This is a genomic window from Streptomyces sp. NPDC031340, assembly GCF_055569945.1.
On sequence record NZ_JBVIIE010000019.1, the window covers coordinates 1 to 20,276 of the forward strand.

Annotated in this window: 14 protein-coding genes and 3 pseudogenes; 4 read left to right on the forward strand and 13 right to left on the reverse strand. The window is 70.0% G+C overall.

Going from position 1 to position 20,276, the window contains the following annotated elements; genetic code table 11:
- Positions 1–149: 149 nt before the first annotated feature.
- The 11 genes from ACZ5GT_RS16840 to ACZ5GT_RS16890 all read right to left on the reverse strand — a co-directional run bounded on the left by ACZ5GT_RS16840 (position 150) and on the right by ACZ5GT_RS16890 (position 14,965).
- Positions 150–1,379, reverse strand: a complete 1,230-nt coding sequence (locus ACZ5GT_RS16840) for a S1 family peptidase (RefSeq protein ID WP_469023238.1) — start codon at positions 1,377–1,379, stop codon at positions 150–152.
- A gap of 153 nt (positions 1,380–1,532) precedes the next feature.
- Complete coding sequence (locus ACZ5GT_RS16845) at positions 1,533–4,124, reverse strand: collagenase (RefSeq protein WP_469023241.1); 2,592 nt, start codon at positions 4,122–4,124, stop codon at positions 1,533–1,535.
- Positions 4,125–4,389: 265 nt separating this feature from the next.
- The gene (locus ACZ5GT_RS16850; RefSeq protein WP_469023243.1) at positions 4,390–5,403 is read right to left on the reverse strand and encodes an ABC transporter ATP-binding protein; all 1,014 of its coding nucleotides are present in this window, start codon (positions 5,401–5,403) and stop codon (positions 4,390–4,392) included.
- Entirely contained in the window at positions 5,400–6,461 is a 1,062-nt protein-coding gene (locus ACZ5GT_RS16855) for an ABC transporter ATP-binding protein (RefSeq protein WP_469023247.1), read from the reverse strand. Before ACZ5GT_RS16855 ends, ACZ5GT_RS16850 begins: the two co-directional genes overlap by 4 nt.
- Before the next feature lie 2 nt (positions 6,462–6,463).
- Positions 6,464–7,450, reverse strand: a complete 987-nt coding sequence (locus tag ACZ5GT_RS16860) for an ABC transporter permease (RefSeq protein WP_469023251.1) — start codon at positions 7,448–7,450, stop codon at positions 6,464–6,466.
- Positions 7,447–8,331 carry an ABC transporter permease gene (locus ACZ5GT_RS16865; RefSeq protein WP_469023731.1) on the reverse strand — a complete coding sequence of 295 codons (885 nt, stop codon included), beginning with the start codon at positions 8,329–8,331 and terminating at the stop codon, positions 7,447–7,449. Before ACZ5GT_RS16865 ends, ACZ5GT_RS16860 begins: the two co-directional genes overlap by 4 nt.
- Before the next feature lie 72 nt (positions 8,332–8,403).
- Positions 8,404–10,149: an ABC transporter substrate-binding protein gene (locus tag ACZ5GT_RS16870; protein ID WP_469023253.1), complete on the reverse strand. Its 1,746-nt coding sequence runs from the start codon at positions 10,147–10,149 to the stop codon at positions 8,404–8,406.
- A 352-nt stretch (positions 10,150–10,501) separates the two neighbouring features.
- The gene (locus tag ACZ5GT_RS16875; RefSeq protein ID WP_469023256.1) at positions 10,502–11,206 is read right to left on the reverse strand and encodes a GntR family transcriptional regulator; all 705 of its coding nucleotides are present in this window, start codon (positions 11,204–11,206) and stop codon (positions 10,502–10,504) included.
- Between the two features lie 120 nt (positions 11,207–11,326).
- Positions 11,327–12,772, reverse strand: a complete 1,446-nt coding sequence (locus ACZ5GT_RS16880) for an aminopeptidase P family protein (RefSeq protein WP_469023260.1) — start codon at positions 12,770–12,772, stop codon at positions 11,327–11,329.
- Positions 12,773–12,869: 97 nt separating this feature from the next.
- Positions 12,870–14,264: an aminopeptidase P family protein gene (locus tag ACZ5GT_RS16885; RefSeq protein ID WP_469023734.1), complete on the reverse strand. Its 1,395-nt coding sequence runs from the start codon at positions 14,262–14,264 to the stop codon at positions 12,870–12,872.
- A gap of 197 nt (positions 14,265–14,461) precedes the next feature.
- Complete coding sequence (locus tag ACZ5GT_RS16890; RefSeq protein ID WP_469023265.1) at positions 14,462–14,965, reverse strand: ATP-binding protein; 504 nt, start codon at positions 14,963–14,965, stop codon at positions 14,462–14,464.
- A gap of 346 nt (positions 14,966–15,311) precedes the next feature.
- On the opposite strand from ACZ5GT_RS16890, the gene ACZ5GT_RS16895 reads away from it, so the two are divergent.
- Complete coding sequence (locus ACZ5GT_RS16895) at positions 15,312–16,283, forward strand: LysR family transcriptional regulator (protein WP_469023270.1); 972 nt, start codon at positions 15,312–15,314, stop codon at positions 16,281–16,283.
- A gap of 80 nt (positions 16,284–16,363) precedes the next feature.
- On the opposite strand, the pseudogene ACZ5GT_RS16900 reads toward ACZ5GT_RS16895, so the two are convergent.
- Positions 16,364–16,654 (reverse strand): annotated as a pseudogene (locus ACZ5GT_RS16900) (TetR/AcrR family transcriptional regulator); the annotation flags it as partial.
- A gap of 77 nt (positions 16,655–16,731) precedes the next feature.
- Positions 16,732–17,199 (reverse strand): IS200/IS605 family transposase, encoded by a 468-nt coding sequence (gene tnpA, locus ACZ5GT_RS16905; RefSeq protein WP_469023275.1) that lies wholly within the window; start codon positions 17,197–17,199, stop codon positions 16,732–16,734.
- A 35-nt stretch (positions 17,200–17,234) separates the two neighbouring features.
- Here tnpA and ACZ5GT_RS16910 point away from each other — a divergent pair, with 35 nt between their 5' ends.
- The 3 genes and pseudogenes from ACZ5GT_RS16910 to ACZ5GT_RS16920 form a co-directional block, all read left to right on the forward strand.
- Positions 17,235–18,464 (forward strand): RNA-guided endonuclease InsQ/TnpB family protein, encoded by a 1,230-nt coding sequence (locus ACZ5GT_RS16910; protein WP_469023279.1) that lies wholly within the window; start codon positions 17,235–17,237, stop codon positions 18,462–18,464.
- 17 nt (positions 18,465–18,481) lie between these two features.
- A pseudogene (locus tag ACZ5GT_RS16915) lies at positions 18,482–18,924 on the forward strand (fumarylacetoacetate hydrolase family protein); the annotation flags it as partial.
- Between the two features lie 61 nt (positions 18,925–18,985).
- Positions 18,986–20,212, forward strand: a pseudogene (locus ACZ5GT_RS16920) (acetoacetate--CoA ligase); the annotation flags it as partial.
- Between the last annotated feature and the right edge of the window lie 64 nt (positions 20,213–20,276).

The window sequence follows — 20,276 nt, forward strand, 5'->3', positions numbered from 1 at the left end:
CGTTGTCCACCATCACCCTGACCACGCCGGTACGCATTCCCACCACCCTGCTCCCCCCCCCCCCCCCCCCCCTCTCGCCTCCCCCCCCCCCCCCCCCCCCCCCCCCCCCCCCCCCCCCGCAGCCGCTGGTCTCCGGGCGCGCGACGCGCTCAGCCGGCCAGCAGCGTCACTCCCCGGTCCGACAGCGCCCGGCTGAGCGGCTCGTGGATCATGCCGCAGCCGCTGTCGGGCCCGCCGCTGAGGATGCCATGAGCGGTGGATCCGTCATAGACGCCGCTGCCGCTGTCACCAGCAGCGTCGCAGGCGGTGCTCCAGGTCATGCCGGCCAGGGTGCGGTCGGGATAGGACACGGTCGCGTCGGTCTCGGTGATCTGCCCGCAGGTGTAGCCGGTCGTGGAGCCCTGCTTGCAGACGTACTGCCCGACGTAGTCGTAGCCCCAGCCGGTGATGCGGGTCGAGGGGTAGACCCAGCCCCGGGGCTGCCACCAGTTGGAGTCGTCGATGCGTACGACGGCGGAGTCGCCGTAGTAGCCGAAGGTGTAGTCGGCGACGCTGCCGACTCCCTGGTAGCCGTAACTGTAGGTCGGGACCTGCCAGTACGAGCTGCCCTCCGCGCAGTGGCCGGCGGTCATCATGTAGTAGCCGGACGAGTCGTAGGCCATGAAGGCGCTGGTGCAGCGGATGTTGCTGCCGTAGATGGCCAGACCCGAGCGCAGCGGCGGGTCACAGGAGTACTGACCGCCGCAGTAGAACGGCTTGGAGGCGTGCGCGTAGCTGCTGACGGTGAGGGCGTCACCGAAGGTGTGCTTCGCCCACCGCACGACCGTGCGCTGAGCACCGGTCAGGGCCTTGCCCCGGGGCAGGTCCAGGCGCAGCTTGTTGTCCTGCACCACCACCGCGGACTGCAGGCCGTGGGGCGCCGACTTGTTCGCCGCGGCGATGCGCCTGGCCAGCGTGTCCGACATGCGGCTGAGCTGCTGCCAGCTGCGGCGCACGACCACGGTGGCGGTGTCGGGCGCCTGGGCCCGTGCCGCCTGCCGCCGCACGGACGCCGCGGCCTCGGGGCGCGTGACGGCGACGGTGAGTCTGCCGCCGTGCTCCTGGTCGATCCAGGCTCCGCCGAAGCGGGAGGCCAGGGACTTGCGTAAGGTGCCGGCGACGTCCGTGAGGCGGTCCTGACGGAGGATCCGCCGTCCTGCTTCCTGCGCGGAGACGTGCTGGTCCGCGGCGAGTCGGGTGGCGGCGGCCCGCTGCGCGGTGCTCAGTCGCGGTGTGCTGCGGTCGCTGCTGCCCGCGGCGGGGGACGCGAGGGCACAGGTGACCGTGAGAGAAGCGAGGATCGGCCAGAGAAGGCGACGTCGTGGGGTCGAGGCTTTCACTTGATTACCTCCTTCGCTGAGGCGGAGCCGGCCGCTTACTGCGGCCGGAGTCCGGGCGGCGGCGCCACCCCGTGCCGCCGCCGCCCGGGGTATCACGGCCGGGCGGGGGGAGCCGCGCCGGCCGTGAGGTGGGGGAAGTACCGGGGAGACCCCTCAGTACTGGGTGGTGACGGTTGCTCCGGAGAAGCTCTGGTTCGCGTAGAGGGTGATGTAGTTGTAGCCGGCCGGCGGGTTGGTGATGGTCAGGGTGTGGCTGTTGCCCGCGCCCGTCGCACGGCTGGTGTAGCTGGTGCTGGTCGCCCAGCTGCTGCCGCTGTAGTAGAGGTCGGCGTCACCGGTACCACCGGAGGTGGTGATCTTCAGCGAGGTCACACCGGCCGGCAGGTAGACGTAGAGGTAGTCGTTGTTGCCGGTGGTGGCGGTCCGGTTGCTGCGCTTGCAGTTCTGGCCCAGCACCCGGGTGTCGGTGTCGGTGCACTCGGTCACGGTGCCGCCGCCGCCGACGGTGACGGTCTTGGTGACGGAGTTGGTCGCACCGTTGTTGTCGGTGACGGTGAGCTTGACGCTGTAGGAGCCGGCCGTGGCGTAGGCGTGGCTCGGGTTGGTCGCCGTGGAGGTGGCACCGTCACCGAAGGTCCAGGAACGCGACGCGATGGTGCCGTCGGCGTCGGTGGACTGGTCGGTGAAGTTGGCCGTCAGGTTGCTCACGGAGAAGGTGTACGCCGCGGTCGGGGCCTGGTTGGTGCCGCCGCCACCGCCGCCGCAGTTGCCCGCCGCGCAGGCGGCGAGGAAGGTGCGGAAGTCGGCGTCGTAGCGGGTGCCGATGGTGCTGGTCAGGTAGGTGCGGGCGGCGTTCCAGTTACCGGTGCGGTAGTAGCCGAGCACGGTGGCCATGTCGGAGGGGTGCTTCTCCAGCATGTACCGGGAGGCGAGGTAGCCCCAGCGGTAGATCCGCGTGGTGTCGTTGCTGTAAGTGGTGTCGAACAGCGTGCGCAGCGAGTACGTGCCGTAACCGGCCTCGGTCATGGCCTCGTTGTAGGTGACACCGCGGTAGGAGTAGGAGATGTACTCCGCGAAGCCCTCGATCCACCAGACGGTCGGCGTGGTGACGTTGGCGTTGAAGTCGCCGTACATGTCGAACCGGCCGTCGAGGTAGTGCGTGTACTCGTGGTTGAGGTTCCAGATCTGGAAGTCCGGACGCAGCCACTCGGCCTCGTAGGCGATGAAGCGGGGCTGGTTGCCCGCCGCCGCCGGGTCACCCTCGAGGTACATGCCGCCGTTGTTGGTGTCGATCCCGTACATGGCGCCGGCGTACGTCTGGTAGTCGGTGCTGGAGTCGAAGACGACGACCTCGATGGTGTTGTTGTTGTCGTTCGCGACCGGTCCGCTGTCCTTGACGACGCTGTGGAAGTAGGCGTCCTGGTTGCGCAGGCTGTTGCAGGCCCAGGACAGCTCGCTGGACGTCATCTGCTGGGCCTTGATGACGATGCTGGAGCTGCAGTTGTACGTCACCGTCAGGACCGAGCTGGTGAGCTGCTGCTGCAGGTTGCAGGTGCCGTAGTAGGAGCAGTTGGCCTTGTCGTAGTAGTCGGTCATCTCGGCCACGCCGACCCAGAGCGGGGCGGTGGTGCCCTTGATCGAACTCGAGTTGAGCAGGCCGGAGGCCAGCGGACGGACCTTCGACTGCAGCGCCGTCTCCTGGAGGAACCTGCCGAGTTCACGTCCGGCGTTGGACGTGAGGTACGACTGGTCGGTGCCCAGGAGTGAGAGGTGTCCGGTCGCGAAGTTGTACAGCGAGTCGATCAGGCTGGGGTCCGACTGGACGGCACTGACGAACGCCGGCACCTGGTGGCCGCGGAACGTCACGGTGTAGACGTTGTTGGCCGCGTTGAGCATCCACCAGGAGCTGTTCCAGGAGGAGTTGTAGTTCGCCAGCAGCCGCTTGAGGACGTATATGTAGCGGGCGTTCTCCTCGGCGCTGTCGATCAGGGTGACGGCCTCGGCCAGGGTCTCGCCGTTGGCGTCGGAGACGTCGCCGGAGTGCGCGCTGGCGAAGAAGGCGTCCAGACCGGCACGGACGGCCGTCTGCAGGGTGGTGCCGTAGGTGCCCACGTCCGTCGCGTTGTACCAGTGGACGTAGTAGCCGGCGCGCAGGTACAGCACGAGCTGCGGCATGCCGGTGGTGCCGTTGCCGGGGTAGGACGCCGAGCCGTCGCGCACCGCGTAGGCGACGCTGGCCATCTGCGACTCGTTGAACGCGTAGTAGGCGTTGGTGCCGGTCAGGCTGAACAGCGTGTTGACGCAGTCGGTGGTGGACGCCTTGATCTGCGTCACCAGGGCACTGCCGGTGCGGCTGGTGAAGTCGGAGACGTTGCACGTGGCCGCGGCGGCGAGACCCTTCTTCCCGGCCTTCTTGCCCGACGTCTTCGCCGACATGGAGGGCCGGACCGGCTGCTTCTCGGGCCGGCCGTAGGGCGTCTTGAGCGCGTCCTTGCTCGCTCCCAGCGGCGGCAGCTGGGACGCCTTCAGACGCCCCTTGGCGACGTGGTGGGCATCGGCCGTGGCGGACTGTGCCACGGGCGCGGGCCCGGAGTGCTTCGCGCCCCGGGCCGCGGCGTGCGCGGCGGACACCGGGGCTTCCGTCCGAGCGCTGGCCGGCTGCGCCAGCAGGCCGACGCCCATGGCGAAGGTCAGGGCCAGCGGCAGCGCCGCGCCCAGACTTCGCCGGACAAGTGACTTTCTCACTACGCCTCCCATGAGGATTCGGACCACGCGTGGGTGGTCTGTGGGGGATGACGGGTCCGTGGATCGGGGTGGGCCGCGCCGTCGATTCGACGGGGGCACCGACCGATGTCGCGATTGACATGACCACGACCTGTGACATGTACCATTGCACACGTGACATGGTTCTGGGAAGGTGTCCGCCGGAATCGAGGGCCGCCAATTGGCTTGCTGCGGCGCGGAGTTGGCTCCGCCGGGGAAAGGGCCTGGTGGGGCCTGTGGCGGGGCCCTAACCGTTCTCGGGGAAGTGGCAGGCCGCCTTCCGGGTCCCCGGACCGACGGCCGCCAGATCGGGCCGCTGGGTACGGCAGATCTCCCGCGCCTTGGGGCACCGTGGATGGAAGGCGCAGCCGCTGGGCGGCGCGGCCGGGCTCGGCGGATCGCCCAGGAGCACGATGCGTTCGCGGCGGCGCTCCGCGACGGGGTCGGGGAGCGGGACGGCGGACAGCAGCGCCCGGGTGTACGGGTGCGCCGGCGTTTGGTACACGTCCCGCTTGTCGCCCACCTCGACGATGCGGCCGAGGTACATCACCGCCACCCGGTCGCATATCCGCTTCACGACCGACAGGTCGTGGGCGATGAAGAGGAGGCCGAGGCCGAGTTCGTGCTGCAGGCGCTCCAGCAGGTTGACGATCTGGGCCTGCACGGAGACGTCGAGCGCGGAGACGGGTTCGTCGGCGACGATGAGCCGGGGACCGGTGGCGAGGGCGCGGGCGATGCCGATGCGCTGGGCCTGGCCGCCGGAGAACTGGTGCGGATGACGGTCCAGGTGTTCCGGGCTGAGGCCCACCAGGTCCAGCAGTTCCGCGGCCTTGTCCCGTGCGGCCTGGGCGGAGGCGCCCTGGACCAGCAACGGCTCGGAGATGATGCGCGCGACGGTCTGCCGTGGGTTGAGCGACGCGTACGGATCCTGGAAGATCATCTGCAGGTGCCGCCGTGTCGGTCTCAGCCGGCGTTGCGGGACGTGCGTGATGTCCTGGCCGTCGAAGGCGATGGCGCCGGAGGTCGGCTCCAGCAGCCGTACGAGCATCCGGCCGGTGGTGGACTTGCCGCATCCGGACTCGCCGACCAGTCCCAGCGTCTCGCCCGCCCCCAGGTCGAGACTCACCCCGTCGACCGCCCGCACCGGGGCGGAGGGCCGGCCGACTCTGCGCCGGCCGGGAAACGTCTTGGTCAGATCGCGTACGGAGAGCAGCGCGGAATCGGCCGGTATCGCGGCGGCCGGGGCGTTCGGTCGGATCATCGGGTCTCCTCGGCCGGGATCTGGGCGCCGTCGCGGGGCGTGGCACGCGTGGAGACGCCCAGGGGCAGATGGCAGGCGACCAGCCGGCCCGGAGCGTAGTACGCGACCGAGGGCCGCTCGTCGGCGCAGCGGAGGCGGGCGGCCTCGTCGGCTTCGGCCCTGCGGGGGCAGCGCGGGGCGAAGGCGCATCCGGGTATCGGCGCGGCCAGCGACGGCGGGCTGCCCGGGATGGCGCGCAGCGGGGCGTCGTCGGGGTCGTCCAGCCGCGGCAGCGAGTCGAGCAGGCCGCGGGTGTACGGATGGGCGGGCTTGGCGAACAGGTCGTCGACCGGGGCCTGTTCGGCGGCCCGTCCGCCGTACATGACGAGCACGTCGTGCGCGACGCGGGCCACCACCCCCAGGTCGTGAGTGATCATCAGGACGCCCAGCCGCCGCTGCTGCTGGAGCCGGGCGACGAGTTCCAGGATCTGGGCCTGCACGGTGACGTCGAGGGCCGTGGTGGGCTCGTCGGCGATGAGCAGGTCGGGTTCGCAGGACAGCGCCATGGCGATCACGGCTCGCTGCCGCATGCCGCCGGAGAACTGGTGCGGGTACTCCCTGGCCCTGCGGGCCGGTTCGGGGATGCCGACTTCGCCGAGCATCTCCACGGCCTGCCGGTGGGCCGCCCGGCGGCCGGTGCCGAAGTGACGGCGGTGCGCCTCGGCGATCTGCTCGCCGACCGTGTAGGCGGGGTGCAGGGCGGAGAGCGGGTCCTGGAACACCATGGCCATGCGCCGGCCGCGCAGCCGGCTGAGCTGCCGGTCGGTCAGGGAGAGCAGTTCCTGTCCGGCCAGGGCGATCGAGCCGCTGACCCGGGCTCGCCGGTGCAGGCCCATGACGGCCATCGACGTGACCGACTTGCCGGACCCGGACTCACCGACCAGCCCCAGGGTGCGGCCGGCCTCGACGGTGAAGGAGATCCCGTCGACCGCCCGGACGGTTCCGGCCGGGGTGTCGAACTGTACGCGCAGATCGCGTACCCGCAGCAGTGGTGCGTCGGTTGTGGTGCTGGACGGCACGGCTAGTTCCTCACCCTCGGGTCCACGACGGCGTACAGCAGGTCGATGACGACGTTCGCCGCCACGATGAAGAAGGCGGCCAGCAGCGTCACGCCCAGGACCACGGGCTGGTCGGAGCGTTGCAGGGCGTCGTAGAACAGCCGGCCCACCCCGGGGATGCCGAAGATGGACTCGGTGATGACGGCTCCGGCGAGCAGGGCGCCGAGGTCCATGCCGAAGATGGTGAGCACCGGCATCATGGCGGACCGCAGGCCGTGTTTGGCCACCACCGTGTACTGGGGCATGCCCTTCGCCCTGGCGGTGCGGATGTAGGGCTGCGCCATGGCCTCGATCATGGAGCTGCGGCTCTGGCGGGCGTACATCGCGGCGTACAGCAGGGCCAGCGCGGTCCAGGGCAGCAGCAGGTTGGCGGCCCATCCCAGCGGGTCGTCGGTCAGCGCGGTGTAGGTGGGGTAGGGCAGGAGCCCGCCGACCCGGACCAGGCCGTAGATGAGCATGACGGCGGTGAAGTAGACGGGCAGCGAGGCCGTGGCGACGGCACCGACCATGAGCGTCCGGTCCAGCAGTCCGCCCTTCTTCAGGGCGGCGGTCACCCCGGCGCCCAGCCCCAGCACGAGCCACATGCAGGCGGCCCCGAAGGCGAGCGAGGCGGAGACCGGCAGCCGGTCCATCAGCAGGTCCCAGACCGGCAGGGCGTTGTCGTAGGAGTAGCCCAGGCACGGGAAGCCGCAGTGCAGCGCGTGCGGCCCGCTGCCCAGGTCCCGTCCGGCGAAGATGCCGACCACGTAGTCGCCGAACTGGCGCCACAACGGCTGGTCGAGCCCCATGTGGTGGCGCACCTCCGCCAGCCGCTCCGCGCTGCACGTCTTGCCGCAGGCGGCCGCGGCCGGGTCGGCGGGCAGGAGGTAGAAGATGACGAAGGTGACGGCACAGATGGCGAGCAGCACGCCGGCCACGCCGAGGCATCTGCGCAGCAGGTAGGCGGTCACGACCGGCCTCCCTGGGGATCGAGGATGTCGCGCAGGGCGTCGCCCAGCACCGTGAAGGCCAGCACCGCGACGAAGAGGAAGGTGCTCGGGACGAAGAAGTACATGGGGTCCGTCTCGTAGTAGGCGACGGCCTCGGCGATCATCTGACCCCAGGAGGAGGTCGGCGGGCGCACGCCCACTCCGAGGAAGCTCAGTGCCGCCTCCGTGCTGATCATGCCGGGGATCAGCAACGTGGTGTAGGCGATGATGGGTCCGGAGATGTTGGGAAGGACCTCGCGGGTCAGGATGCGCCACGATCCCGAGCCGGCCACCCGGGCCGCCTCGACGTACTCGCGGTGGCGCAGGGTGAGGGCCTCACCGCGCACCACGCGGGCGATGCCGGGCCAGCCGAAGACACCGATGACGGCGGTCATCAGGGCGACCCGGTTGACGTCCTGCGCCACGGACATCATGGCGATCATGAAGATGAGCGAGGGGAAGGACATGGTCAGGTCCATCAGCCGGCTCAGCACGGTGTCGACGCGGCCTCCGAAGTAGCCGGCCGCGATGCCGGCGGCGGTGCCCACCACGACGACGATCGCGGTGGCGGCGAACGCGATCAGCAGCGAGACCTGGGCTCCGTGCACCACGCGCGCGAACAGGTCACGGCCGGTGGCGGGCTCCACCCCCAGCCAGTGCTCGGCGCTGATGCCGCCGAGCGGCCCGCGGGGCATGCCCCCGAGGTAGGGGTCGATCGCGTCGCTGTCGAATTCGGTGGGTGACCAGCCGCCCAGCCGGCTGAGCAGCGGGGCGGTCAGGGCGACCAGGACCAGCAGTACGACGGCGACCAGGGCGGTCCTGCTGCCCCGGTCACCCCACAGCTTGCGCGACGTTGCCCGCAACGGATGCTCGGGCAGGGCCGAGGGCCCGGTCTGCGCGGTGGTGTCCAGTGTGAAGGTCACGACGGCTCGTCCTCAGCCCTTGCTCTTCGACGGGTCCTTCAGACCGATCACCGCGAAGTCGAACTGGCCGGTCCAGGCGGCGTGGCCGAAGGCTCCGGCGATGTTGTCGCCGGCCAGCAGGGGCTTGCGCTTCCACAGCAGCGGAACGGCCGGCGACTTGCGCTGGATGACGGGGTCGAGGCTGATCCAGGCCTGGTTGGCGGTCTCCGCGTCGGGCATCGCGGCGATCTCGTCCATCCGCTTCTCCACCGCCTTGTCGCGGAACTGGGAGACGTTGCCCTGGTTGCCCTTCTCCTTGATGGTCCGGCCGTCGAACACGAAGGGCAGGAAGGTGGAACCGGACGGGTAGTCGGGGCACCAGCCGCTGATCGCCATGTCCGGTGCGTGCTTGGTGTCACCGATGGTGTCGTAGTAGACCGACGGGTCGACGGTCTGGATCTGCAGGCGGACCCCGACCCGGGACAGGCTCTGCTGGAGCGCCTCGGCCCGGGTCTTGTCGCCCGTCGACACCGTGATCGTGGTGGCGAAGCCGTCCGGCTTGCCGCCCTCGGCGAGGAGCTTCTTGGCCTTGGCCACGTCGCCGGTGGCCGACCGCCCGTAGACGGCGTCGGCGCGGCTGCCGCCGGTGAGCGCCGGCGGGAGGTAACCGGTGGCCATGTCGTTGAGGGCGGGGCCGCCGCTGGCGGTCACCTGGGCCGACTTGTCGACCGCGTACTGCATCGCCTGACGCAGCTTCAGGTTGTCGAACGGCGCGCGGGAGGTGTTCAGGGCGAGCATGTCGGTGCAGCCGGTCCGCTCCGCGGACAGCCTCTTCCTGACCTCCGGCCGCGGCAGCACCTTGGCGATGCTGGACGGCTGCATGTCGGACCACTCGACGGCGGAGGCGTCGGCGCCCTCGCCGGCGATGATGCGGTCGTCGATCTGACCGCCCTTCAGGCCCTGCTGTACGACGATCCGGTCGGGGTAGGCCTTGCGCACCGGGTCCGTGCCGGGGTCCCAGTGCGTGTTGCGGACCAGTACCAGCTTCTTGCCCCGCGCATAGCTCTCGATCTTGTACGGCCCGGAGGAGAACGGGCGCAGGTCGTACTGGACGCCCTTCTCCCGCGCTTCGGGCACGGGGGAGAAGGTGGGCAGCGTGACCGTGTAGGAGAACTCCGCGACCGGTCTGCGCAGCGAGAAGACGATGGTGCGGTCGTCCGGGGTCTTGATCGAGTCCAGGTGCTTGCCCCGCAGCGGCCCGGTGTAGCCCTCGGTGCCGGCCAGGTACCGCTGGGCGTAGTCGGGACCTCCGACCAGGTCCGGGGCGAAGGAACGCTCGACGTTGTACTTGACGTCCTGGGCTCTGATCGGGGTCCCGTCCTCGTACTTCAGGCCGGGCTTGAGCGTGAACGTCCAGGTCCGGCCGCCGTCGGAGGACTTGCCGAGGTCCGTGGCGAGATCGGGGACGATCTCACTGCCCTGGTTGCCGGGGGCGGCCTTGAACGTGGTCAGCGTGCGGTAGAGCAGACGGCTGCCGAAGTCCATGGTCGGCATCACCCAGTTCCGGGCCGGGTCCAGGTGGCCGAAGTCCTGGTTGGACAGCACGGTGAGAGTGCCGCCCTTCTTCGGGGTGCCGCCGATGACCGTTCCGGTGGCGACGCCGGGCCTCTTGTGCTCGTCGGAGCCGCCCTCGCCCGACTGACTCGTACAGGCGCCCAACAGCGCCAGCGTGAGCGAGGCACTCAACGAGGCGGACAGGGCACGCGTGTGACGGCTCATCAGCCACTCCTTGCTTGTGTTGGCGGGAATCCGCCTGTGAGGTGTGACGCGTAAAACAGTAATGTGAAATTGCATAGCCGGAGGCGTGACGTCTCGTTGCCGAGCCGTGTCCGATATCCGGAATGCAGGCTGCCGACGCAGGTGACGCCGTCAGGGTGCGACGGCGCGGCCGGGCGGACCGGCAGTCTCACGGCCTGGGGAAACGGCCGTCCGGAACATGGCTATGGGTGATCGTGTATGCGGAAAAGTCCCCGCGCACCGCAGACAGGGGCTGCGGAGCGGTGGTGTGTCTGTGGCCCGTGTGGCGGCCCGGCCGGCGGCGTGCCGCCGTATTCCGGGGGTGGCCGGAGGCCTACCTGCCGAGCCGAAGAGCCGGTGCGTCGGCCGCGGCGTCGGCCTGGCCGTCCGCCCACAGGGTGCGGACGTGTGCGAGGTGGCGGCGCATGCACTCCTCCGCCTCCTGGATCCGGCCGGCCAGCATCAGGTCGAGGAGTTCGACATGCTCCTGAGCGGAAGAGACCAGACGGCCGGTCTCGTTCAGGCTGCCCAGTCCGAACAGGCGTGACCGCTTGCGCAGGTCGGCCACGACCTCCACGAGATGAGGATTGCCGGCCAGGGCCAACAGCTCCAGGTGGAACCGATGATCGGCTTCGAGGTACTTCAGGACGTCATGCCCCTGGGCTGCCGTGACGATCTGCTCCGCCAGTGGACGCAAAGACTCCAGCTGCTCGGCACTCGCCGTCGCGGCGACGCGGCCCACGGTGGGGACCTCGATCAGGGTCCGGATGTCGGTGAAGTCGTCGAGGTCCTTGTCGGTCATCTCCGTGACGCGGAACCCCTTGTTGCGCACCGCCTCGACCAGGCCCTCCCGCGCCAGGTCCAGCATGGCCTCACGCACCGGGGTGGCCGAGACGCCGAGTTCCGCCGCCAGTGTGGGGGCCGAATAGATGACACCCGGACGGAGCTCACCCGCTATGAGCGCTGCTCGGAGGGCGTTGGCGACCTGGTCGCGCAGATGGGTCTGGACGGAGATCGCCTGCGACTTGAGATGAGGCATCTTCGCTCCTCCGAACACCAGCCCTGCACAGCCCAATGACCTCCCACTATACAATGTCACGTTGCTCCACTTGCGCGATCGGTTCGAAGCCGCGGGGCCGCACCCGGGCAGGGCGGTGAGTCAGCGCAAGGACGCCATCCAGGTCTCCACCTCGTCCGCGCCGCGCGGCAGGCTCGAGGACAGGCAGGTGGCTCCGTCGGCCGTGATGACGAAGTCGTCCTCGATCCGTACGCCGATGCCGCGCAGCTCCTCGGGCACCGTCAGATCGTCGGGCTGGAAGTAGAGTCCGGGTTCGACGGTCAGGACGTGTCCGGCCTCCAGGACACCGTCCAGGTACGTCGCGTCGCGGGCGCCGGCGCAGTCGTGGCAGTCCAGACCGAGCATGTGGCCCGAACCGCACAGAGTGTACCGGCGGTAGCGATCGGACCCGGAACCCGGAACCGCACCGCCGGACGGCCGCAGACCCCAGGTATCGAGTCCCTCGCCGATGACCCGCATGGCGGCGTCGTGGAAGTCGCCGTACCGGGCGCCGGGCCGCAGCGCGGCGATGCCCGCCGACTGGGCGGCGAAGACCAGGTCGTAGACGCGGCGCTGGACATCGGTGAAGCGACCGCTGACCGGCAGCGTCCGGGTGACGTCCCCGGTGTAGAAGGAGTCCGCCTCGGCGCCCGCGTCCAGCAGGAGCAGGTCCCCGTTCCGCACCGGACCGTCGTTGCGCATCCAGTGCAGGACGCAGGCGTGCGCCCCGGCCGCCGCGATGGTCTCGAAGCCCAGACCGTGACCGCCCAGCCGGGCACGCCGGTTGAAGGTGCCCTCGATCCAGCGTTCCCCCCGCGCCAGGCGGGTGGCGTTGCCCAGTTCGCCGACGACGTCGTGGAAACCGGCGACGGTGCAGTCCACGGCGGCGCGCAGTTGGCCGATCTCCCACTCGTCCTTGACCAGCCGCAGTTCCGACAGGAAGGTGACCAGTTCGGCATCCGCCCGCGCGGCCGGCGGGACCAGCGCGTCGACGTCCGGGTCCTCACCGCGCAACACACGGGTCGGTACCTTCTTCCCGAGCGCCCGGTCGAGGCCGTCGCGCGCGGCGACCTCGAGGCCGAGGGCGTCCGCGGTCTCCGACAGCGTTCTGCGCCGGCCGATCCAGAACTCGCCGTGCCGTCGGTCGCCGTAGAACTCCGCGCCGTTCCGGCCGCCGTCACGTGGCGACCGCGGCCGGACGAACAGGGTCACCGAGTGTCCGCATCCTGTCGGTTCGAAGACGAGGACGCTGTCGGGAACCGCCTGCGTCCCGTGATCGGCGGTGAGATGGACGAAGGCGGAGTGCGGCCGGAACGTGTAGTCGAAGTCGTTGCTTCTGACCTTCAGCCCGCCCGACGGGACGACGATCCGCTCGCCGGGAAACCGTTCGGACACCGCCGAGCGCCGCTTGGCCGCGCACGCCGCACCCGGCAGGAGCGGCGGCCGCAGGTCCGTGTTGGCCCAGCCTCCCTGGAAGGGGCCGGCCGGGGTGGCCGGCACTTGGGACTCGTCATCGCCCGTGTCGGAGGCGTTGCCCTGCTCCTGCATCGAGAAGCCTCTCCTGTTCCGTGTCGTGGTTTCGGCGCTTCGGCTGCACGGCTTCCGCGCTGCAGCGAAGATGCGGTTGACCGGAGTCGTGCTGACGTCAGGCGCGCAGCCGGGACATCCAGGCCTCCACCTCGTCCGCTTGCCGCGGCAGGCCGGCCGAGAGGTTCTCGTTGCCCTCCTCGGTCACCAGGATGTCGTCCTCGATCCGTATGCCGATGCCCCGGTATTCCTCGGGAACCGTCAGGTCGTCGGACTGGAAGTAGAGGCCCGGCTCGACAGTGAGCACCATGCCGGGCTCCAGCGTGCCGTCCACGTACATCTCGGTGCGGGCCTTGGCGCAGTCGTGCACGTCCAGGCCGAGCATGTGGCCCGTGCCGGCCAGCGTCCAACGGCGCTGCAGCCCGAGTTCGTACGCCTCCTCCGCCGACCGGTCCCCGAACAGGCCCCAGGCGGCCAGGTGCTCGGCCAGAACCCGCTGGGCGGCGTCGTGGAAGTCCCGGTACGCGGCACCCGGCTTGACCGCGGCGATGCCGGCTTCCTGAGCCGCGTACACCGCTTCGTAGATCTTCCGCTGGACCGGGGTGAAGCACCCGTCGACGGGCAGCGTGCGCGTGATGTCGGCGGTGTAGAGATGACGGGTCTCCACTCCGGCGTCGAGCAGCAGAAGATCGCCGGGGCGGGTCTCGCCGTCGTTGCGCACCCAGTGCAGAGTCGTGGCGTGGGGTCCGGCCGCGCAGATCGACGCGTAGCCGACGTCATTGCCCTCGATCCGGGCGCGCGTGAAGAACGTACCCTCGATGAGGCGCTCGGACGTCGGTGCCCCGGCGCTGAGCGCGCGGACGACGTCCTCGAAACCGAGGGCCGTGGCCTCGCAGGCGAAACGGAGATCGGCGAGCTCCCACTCGTCCTTGACCAGACGCATCTCGGAGAGGGCCACCCGGAACTCGTCGTCGCGCTCGGCCGTCACCTTCCCGTCGAGCGCGGAGTCGATACCCGCGTCGTAGCCGCGCAGCAGGCGTACCGGGCCGTCGGCCGCGCCGAGCCGGTCGGCGAGCGTGCGGACATCGCCGCAGGGCAGACCGAGCAGTTGCTCGTTCTCGGCCAGGCTGTTGCGGCGACCGTCCCAGAGCTCACCGTGATAGTCGAGCCAGAACTCTCCGCTCTCCCGGTCGGAACGCGGGAGCAGGTACGCGATCGCCCGGTGCCCGCCGTACCGGCCGGGCTCCAGGACCAGCACGGCGTCCTGGGACTGATCGCCGGTCAGGTAGACGTAGTCCGACGAAGGCCTGAAGGGATAGGCCGTGTCGTTGGCGCGCACCTTCGGGTTGCCGGCCGGGATCACCAGCAACTCACCGGGGAACCGGGCGGACAGCTCCGTCCTGCGACGCGCGGTGTAAGCCGCCTGCGCGATCGGTTCGAGACCGCGGCGCTCCGTGTCCGCCCAGCCCTGCCTCATGTTCTCGGCGAGTTCGAGGCTCACCCCGCGGTACAGACCGTTCTTCCGCTGCCTGCTCTCATCCGTCTCCGCAGCAGTCTCCGCGGCAGTCCCTGCGGCCGTCTCTGCAGCAGTCTCCGCGGCAGTCCCTGCGGCCGTCTCTGCAGCAGTCTCCGCGGCAGTCCCTGCGGCCGTCTCTGCAGCAGTCTTTGCGGCCGTCTCTGCAGCCACCATCGCCTCCTCGGACGTATTGATCATGGACATATCTCGAACAGGCTCGACAGCAGCCATTCGCCGGCGGGCGTCACCGACCAGCGCGCATCCGGGGCGCTGCCGTCCTGAGTGCTCCGCTCGACAGCCGGGGCAGGTGTGGTCGCCACGGGCAGAACCGCCCAGCAACGCTTGCCGAAGGCGGTGCGTTCGACGCCCTGGAACAGACAGAGGGTCTCTATGAGAAGAAGGCCGCGTCCACGCTCGTCGTCGACCTCGGCCGCACCCGGCCGCGGAACCTCCTGACTGCCGTCGAGGACCGCGATGACGAGAAGGCCCTGCTCCAGGGTCACCTCGACGGTCATGGGTCCGCCCGCGTGCTGGAGGCCGTTGGTGAGCAGCTCCGATGCCACCAGTTCCAAGCGGGAGAGCAGTTCGTCGTCCAACGGATTGCCCCACGACCTCACCGTCGCGGAGACACGGTGGCGGGCGCCGTGAACCGCCGCCGCGGTCGCCTCGACGGTGAAGCGGGCCTGGTGATGAGGCATGTTTGTCTCTCCTCGAAGATGAGGCGCTTCGGCGGCCACCGGACGCCACAGCCGCCGCGGCGCACGAGCACTCCGCACGGCGGAAGGACCACCGCGGGGATGCACGAGTCACCGGGAGCAGACCCGCTCCACCTCGGCGGGTCAGGACGTGCAGTGGAGATTTCCACGACCGGCTCCGCGGGGACAACGGGCTGAGGCATAAGAGAACGAGCGGACCACGCATAACGCGCGGCGCCCGCGGCGAGCCGGCCGGGCCGCACCGCTCCGACCCGGAACGAGGAGTGCCGCGCCCGCCGGCTCGCGCGCATAATGGACCCCGTTTTCTGCCGCACGACGAGGTGGACCGATGGAACTGGAGTTGCGTCACCTGCGTGTGCTGTGCGCGATCGCGGACTGCGGGAGCGTCGGCCGGGCAGCCGTCGCGCTCGGATTCACCCAGCCCGCGCTGAGCACACAACTGCGTCGCATCGAGCGACTGCTCGGTGAGGGGGTGTTCCTGCGCGGCAGTACGGGCGTGCGGCTGACCGCCTATGGCGCGGAGGTCGTGAGCCAGGCACGCGAGATCCTGGTGCGTGCCGACGCCCTCGGGCGACGGCGTACGAGCGGCCCGACCACGGTGGACGGTACGCTCCGCCTCGGCGCCACCAACACACCGATCGTGCCGACGCTGCTGAACGCCCTGCGCGATGCCTGCCCGGACCTCAAGGTCTCCGTCTGCAGCGTCTACGCCACCGGCGAACTGCTCAGTCTGCTGGAGGCCGGCGAACTCGACGCCGCACTGGGCGTCGACTACCCCGGACTGCCCCTACGGCACTCCTCCGCTCTGGCGCACCGTGCCATCAACACCGTCCCGATCTTCGTGGCCATGCACGCCGCCCACCCACTGGCGCACCGCGTCGAGGTCCCGCTGGAGGAACTGGCCGAGGACACCTGGTTCGTCTCCTCCGACGACGGGGTGGGCTGGCCCGGTGCCTTCTACGACGCCTGCCAGGCCGCGGGTTTCATGCCGGCCGGTACCCACGAGTTCCACGTACTCGATCAGCTGCAGTCCATGATCGCCAGGGGGCTGGGGGTGACGGTGGTGCAGCCCACCGTGCGCCCCATCGACGGGGTGGTGGTCAAGCCCCTGGCCGGGGACCCGTTGTGGCAGCGGCACCTGCTGATCTGGCGCGATGAGGCCGTCGAGGCATCCGTGGTCGAGGCTGTGCACCACCACGCCGTCCGCGTCTACCGCGACCTGTTGGCCCAGGCCCCACACCTGCAGAGATGGGTGAACCGGGCCTACACCTCCACACGCCTGCCGAGCGGGCTCGGGTAGCAGGGCCCGGGCTGCCCGCGCCCTGCCCACCCCCGCTGCGCCGGTGATCCGTGCTGCGTCTCACCCGCTCTCGCCCGCTCTCACCCGCCGAGGTCGGGCAGGGGGCGGCGGGCGACCTCGTGGGCGTCGTCCGCGGAGAGGCCCAGCATGCGCAGGACCATCTCGGCGAGGTGCGATGCCGCCTCGTCCCCGTCCAGGTCGGGGCGGGAGAACTTCAGCTCCAGCAGTGACAGCAGCGTGCCACCCAGCGCGGAGAGGGCGACGGCGGGTTCCACGGCGGCGAAGCGGCCGGAGGCGATCCCGTTCTCCAGGTCGCGCCGGGCCCGGGAGGACAGGCCGTTGTCCGTGTGCAGGTAGCCGAGTCCGCGGCGGCACGACTGACCAGGACGCAGTTCTACCTTTGATCTTGGCCAGTGCTCCGGGGTTTACGCCGGGGGTGAAGGCCATCTCAGGGCTGCTCTGACCCGCATGCGGGCATGGGTCCGCAGTGTTCGGCTCGGCTCACGGGGCGCTTCTGGTTCTCGATGTACTGCTTGACCATGGTCAGCGGAGCACCGCCGCAGCTTCCGGCGAAGTAGGAGCCGGACCAGAAGTGTCCGCCCCGCGGGTACCGGCGCACGTGCGCGTCGTATTCCTTACGCAGGAGCCGGGCTGAGACGCCCTTGAGTAAGTTGACCAGCTTGGAGAGCCGGACCTTTGGCGGGTAGTGGACCAGGAGATGCACGTGGTCGTCCTCGCCGTTGAACTGTTTCAGTTCGGCCTCGAAGTCCGTGCGCACCTCCCGCATGATCTCTTCGCACCGCGTCAGCATGGCGTCAGTCATGGCCTTGCGCCGATACTTCGTGACAAAAACCAAGTGAACGTGCAGGTTGTGGACGACGTGATGCCTGTTGCGAACATCAGGATTGGGATTCATCGTGGTGACTTGGACCAAAGGGTAAGTTGATCGGCATGCAGCTTCGGTACGGCTTCCGCGTGTACCCGAGTGCCGGTCAGCGCACGGCGTTGGCGAGGGCGTTCGGGTGTGCTCGGGTCGCCTTCAACGACGCGCTTCGCGTCCGTGAGGACGCCCGCGCCGCCGGGCTGCCGTTCGTCGCCTCCGGCGAGCTGTCCAGGCGGCTCACCGCGTCGAAGAAGACACCGGAACGGGCCTGGCTCGGCGAGGTTTCCTCGGTGATCCTCCAGCAGTCCCTTCGCGACCTGGACGCCGCCTACCGGAGCTTCTTCGACGGCCTCAAGGGCAAGCGGCCCAGGATGGGACCGCCCCGCTTCAAGTCCAAGCGGGACACGCGGCAGGCGATCCGCTTCACCGCGAACGCCGGATGGAAGATCACCCCCGGCGGGAAGCTGCGGCTTCCGAAGGTCGGCGACGTGGCCGTGAAGTGGTCGCGCACCCTGCCGTCCACCCCCGCCACGGTGACCGTGATCAAGGACAGCGCGGGTCGTTACTTCGCGTCGTTCGTCGTGGAGACCGGCCCGGAAGAAGCCCTCGCCCCCGTCGCTTCCGAGGTCGGCATGGACCTCGGGTTGGGGCACTTCGCCGTCCTGAGCGACGGCCGGAAGATCGACAGTCCCCGCTTCCTGCGACGGGCTGAGAAACAGCTCAAGAAGGCTCAGCGCGCCCTCTCCCGAAAGGAGAAGGGCAGCAACAACCGGAACAAGGCCAGGGTTCGCGCCGCACGGGCACATGCCCGCGTCGCGGACGCACGGCGAGAATTCCACCACCAGCTCTCCACGAAGCTGATCCGCGAGAACCAAGCGGTCGCCGTGGAGGACCTGGCGGTGAAAGGGCTCGCCCGCACGCGCCTGGCCAAGTCCGTGCACGACGCCGGATGGTCGGCGTTCGTGAGCATGCTGGAGTACAAGGCCGCCCGGTACGGCCGCATCTTCGTGAGCATCGGCCGTTTCGAGCCGACCTCTCAGGTGTGTTCCGTGTGCGGCGTCAAGGACGGCCCCAAGCCCCTGCACATCCGCGAGTGGACATGCGGGGCCTGCGGGGCCGTCCTTGACCGTGACATCAACGCGGCGGTCAACGTCGCCAAGGCGGCCGGACTGGCCGTGTCAGCCTGCGGAGCGCGGGTAAGACCGGGACTCGTCCCGGCGCAGCGCGGTGAAACAGGAACCCACCCGAAGCCCCAGCCGGTGACCACCGGCAGGCAGGCGGGAATCTCCGTCCTTTAGGGCGGAGAGGACGTCAAGAGAGCAAGTCCTACCCCCACCCCACCTTCACGCCCACCGAGCCCCACCTGGCCCTCCTGGAACCGGAGGACTTCGTCCACCTGCCGGACCTGCGGCTGAGGCTGTCGGTCAACGGCGAGCCGCGCCAGGACCGCACCCTCGCCGACATGATCGTCCGCCCGGCGCGGGCGCGACCCTGCTGGCCCGCTTCCAGGCCCTCGACCCCGGCGACCTGCTCCTGACCGGCACCCCCGGCGGTTCGGTTCTGAAGGCGCCGCCCAAGGCCGTCGAGAAGATCGCCTCCCTCCTGCCGCCCGCCGCGAAGTGGAAGGGGTTCTTCAAGGCCCAGGCCAAGAACCCGCACTACCTGCGCGACGGCGACACGATCAACGCCACCATCGCCACCCCGGACGGCCGGATCGACCTCGGCGAGCAGCTCACTCCTGTGACCGACGGACACTGAGACGACGGAAACGAGCCGCACATGACCGTCCAGCACAGCCCGGCACACGTACCCATTGCCACTCGACTGCACCCCCGTGCCGTTCGACCACCCCCTGTGGGGCGTGTTCTCCTACGGCACCACCGGCCTGCCCAAGGGCATCGTGCACGGCCACGGCGGCGTCCTGCTGGAACACCTCAAGACCCTGGGCCTGCACTCCGACCTCGGTCCCGGCGACCGCCTGCTGTGGTACACCACCACCCACTGGATGATGTGGAACCTGGTCGTGTCGACGCTGCTGACCGGCGCCACCACATGCACCTACGACGGCAGCCCGGCCCCCATCACCCGCTCGGACGTCCTGTGGGAGCTGGCGGCCCGCCACCGCGTCACCCTCTTCGGCACCAGCCCCCAATACCTGCTTGGCATGGCCAAGTTCGGCATCGCCCCGTCCGTGCACGACCTGTCCTCGATCCGCGCCGTCGGCTGCACCGGGTCCACGCTGCCGGCCTCCGCCTACCCCTGGGTGCGCGACCACGTCGGCGACCGGGTGCTGCCGGCCTCGACCAGCGGCGGCACCGACGTGGTGTCCGGGTTCGCCGGCAGCGCGCCCACCACGCCCGTGTGGGCGGGGGAGCTGTCCGCCCCGAGCCTGGGCGTCGCGCTGGCGGCCTACGACACCGAGGGCCGGCCGGTCGTCGACCAGGTCGGCGAACTCGTCGTCACCCGCCCGATGCCGTCCATGCCGCTGTACTTCTGGAACGACCCCGACGACACCCGCTACCGCGACGCCTACTTCTCCGTCTACCCCGGCGTGTGGCGGCACGGCGACTGGATCACCGTCACCTCGCACGGCTCGGTCATCGTGCACGGCCGCTCCGACTCCACCCTCGACCGCAACGGCGTCCGCCTGGGCAGCGCCGACATCCACGACGTCGTCGAACGGCTCCCCGAGATCGCCGAGGCGCTCGTCATCGGCGCCGAGGAACCCGACGGCGGCTACTGGATGCCGCTGTTCGTGGTCCCCGCCGCCGGCGTCGAACTCGACGACGCCCTCCGCGACCGGATCCGCGACGCCATACGCGCCGGCACCTCACCCCGCCACGTCCCCGACGAGATCATCGCGGTTCCGGCCGTCCCGCACACCCGCACCGGCAAGAAGCTCGAGGTCCCCGTCAAATGCCTGCTCCAGGGCGCCCCCGCCGAGCAAGTCGTCAACCCGGCAGCCGTGGACTCCCCCGACCTGATCACCTACTTCGCCCACCTGGGCGCCGCCTGCCGCGCCACCCGCACCGGCAGCAGCACCTGACCGGGCACCGGCGCCGGTGCGGGCGTCGCCACCTCACCCGGCACCGGCGCCTGCCGCGCCCGCA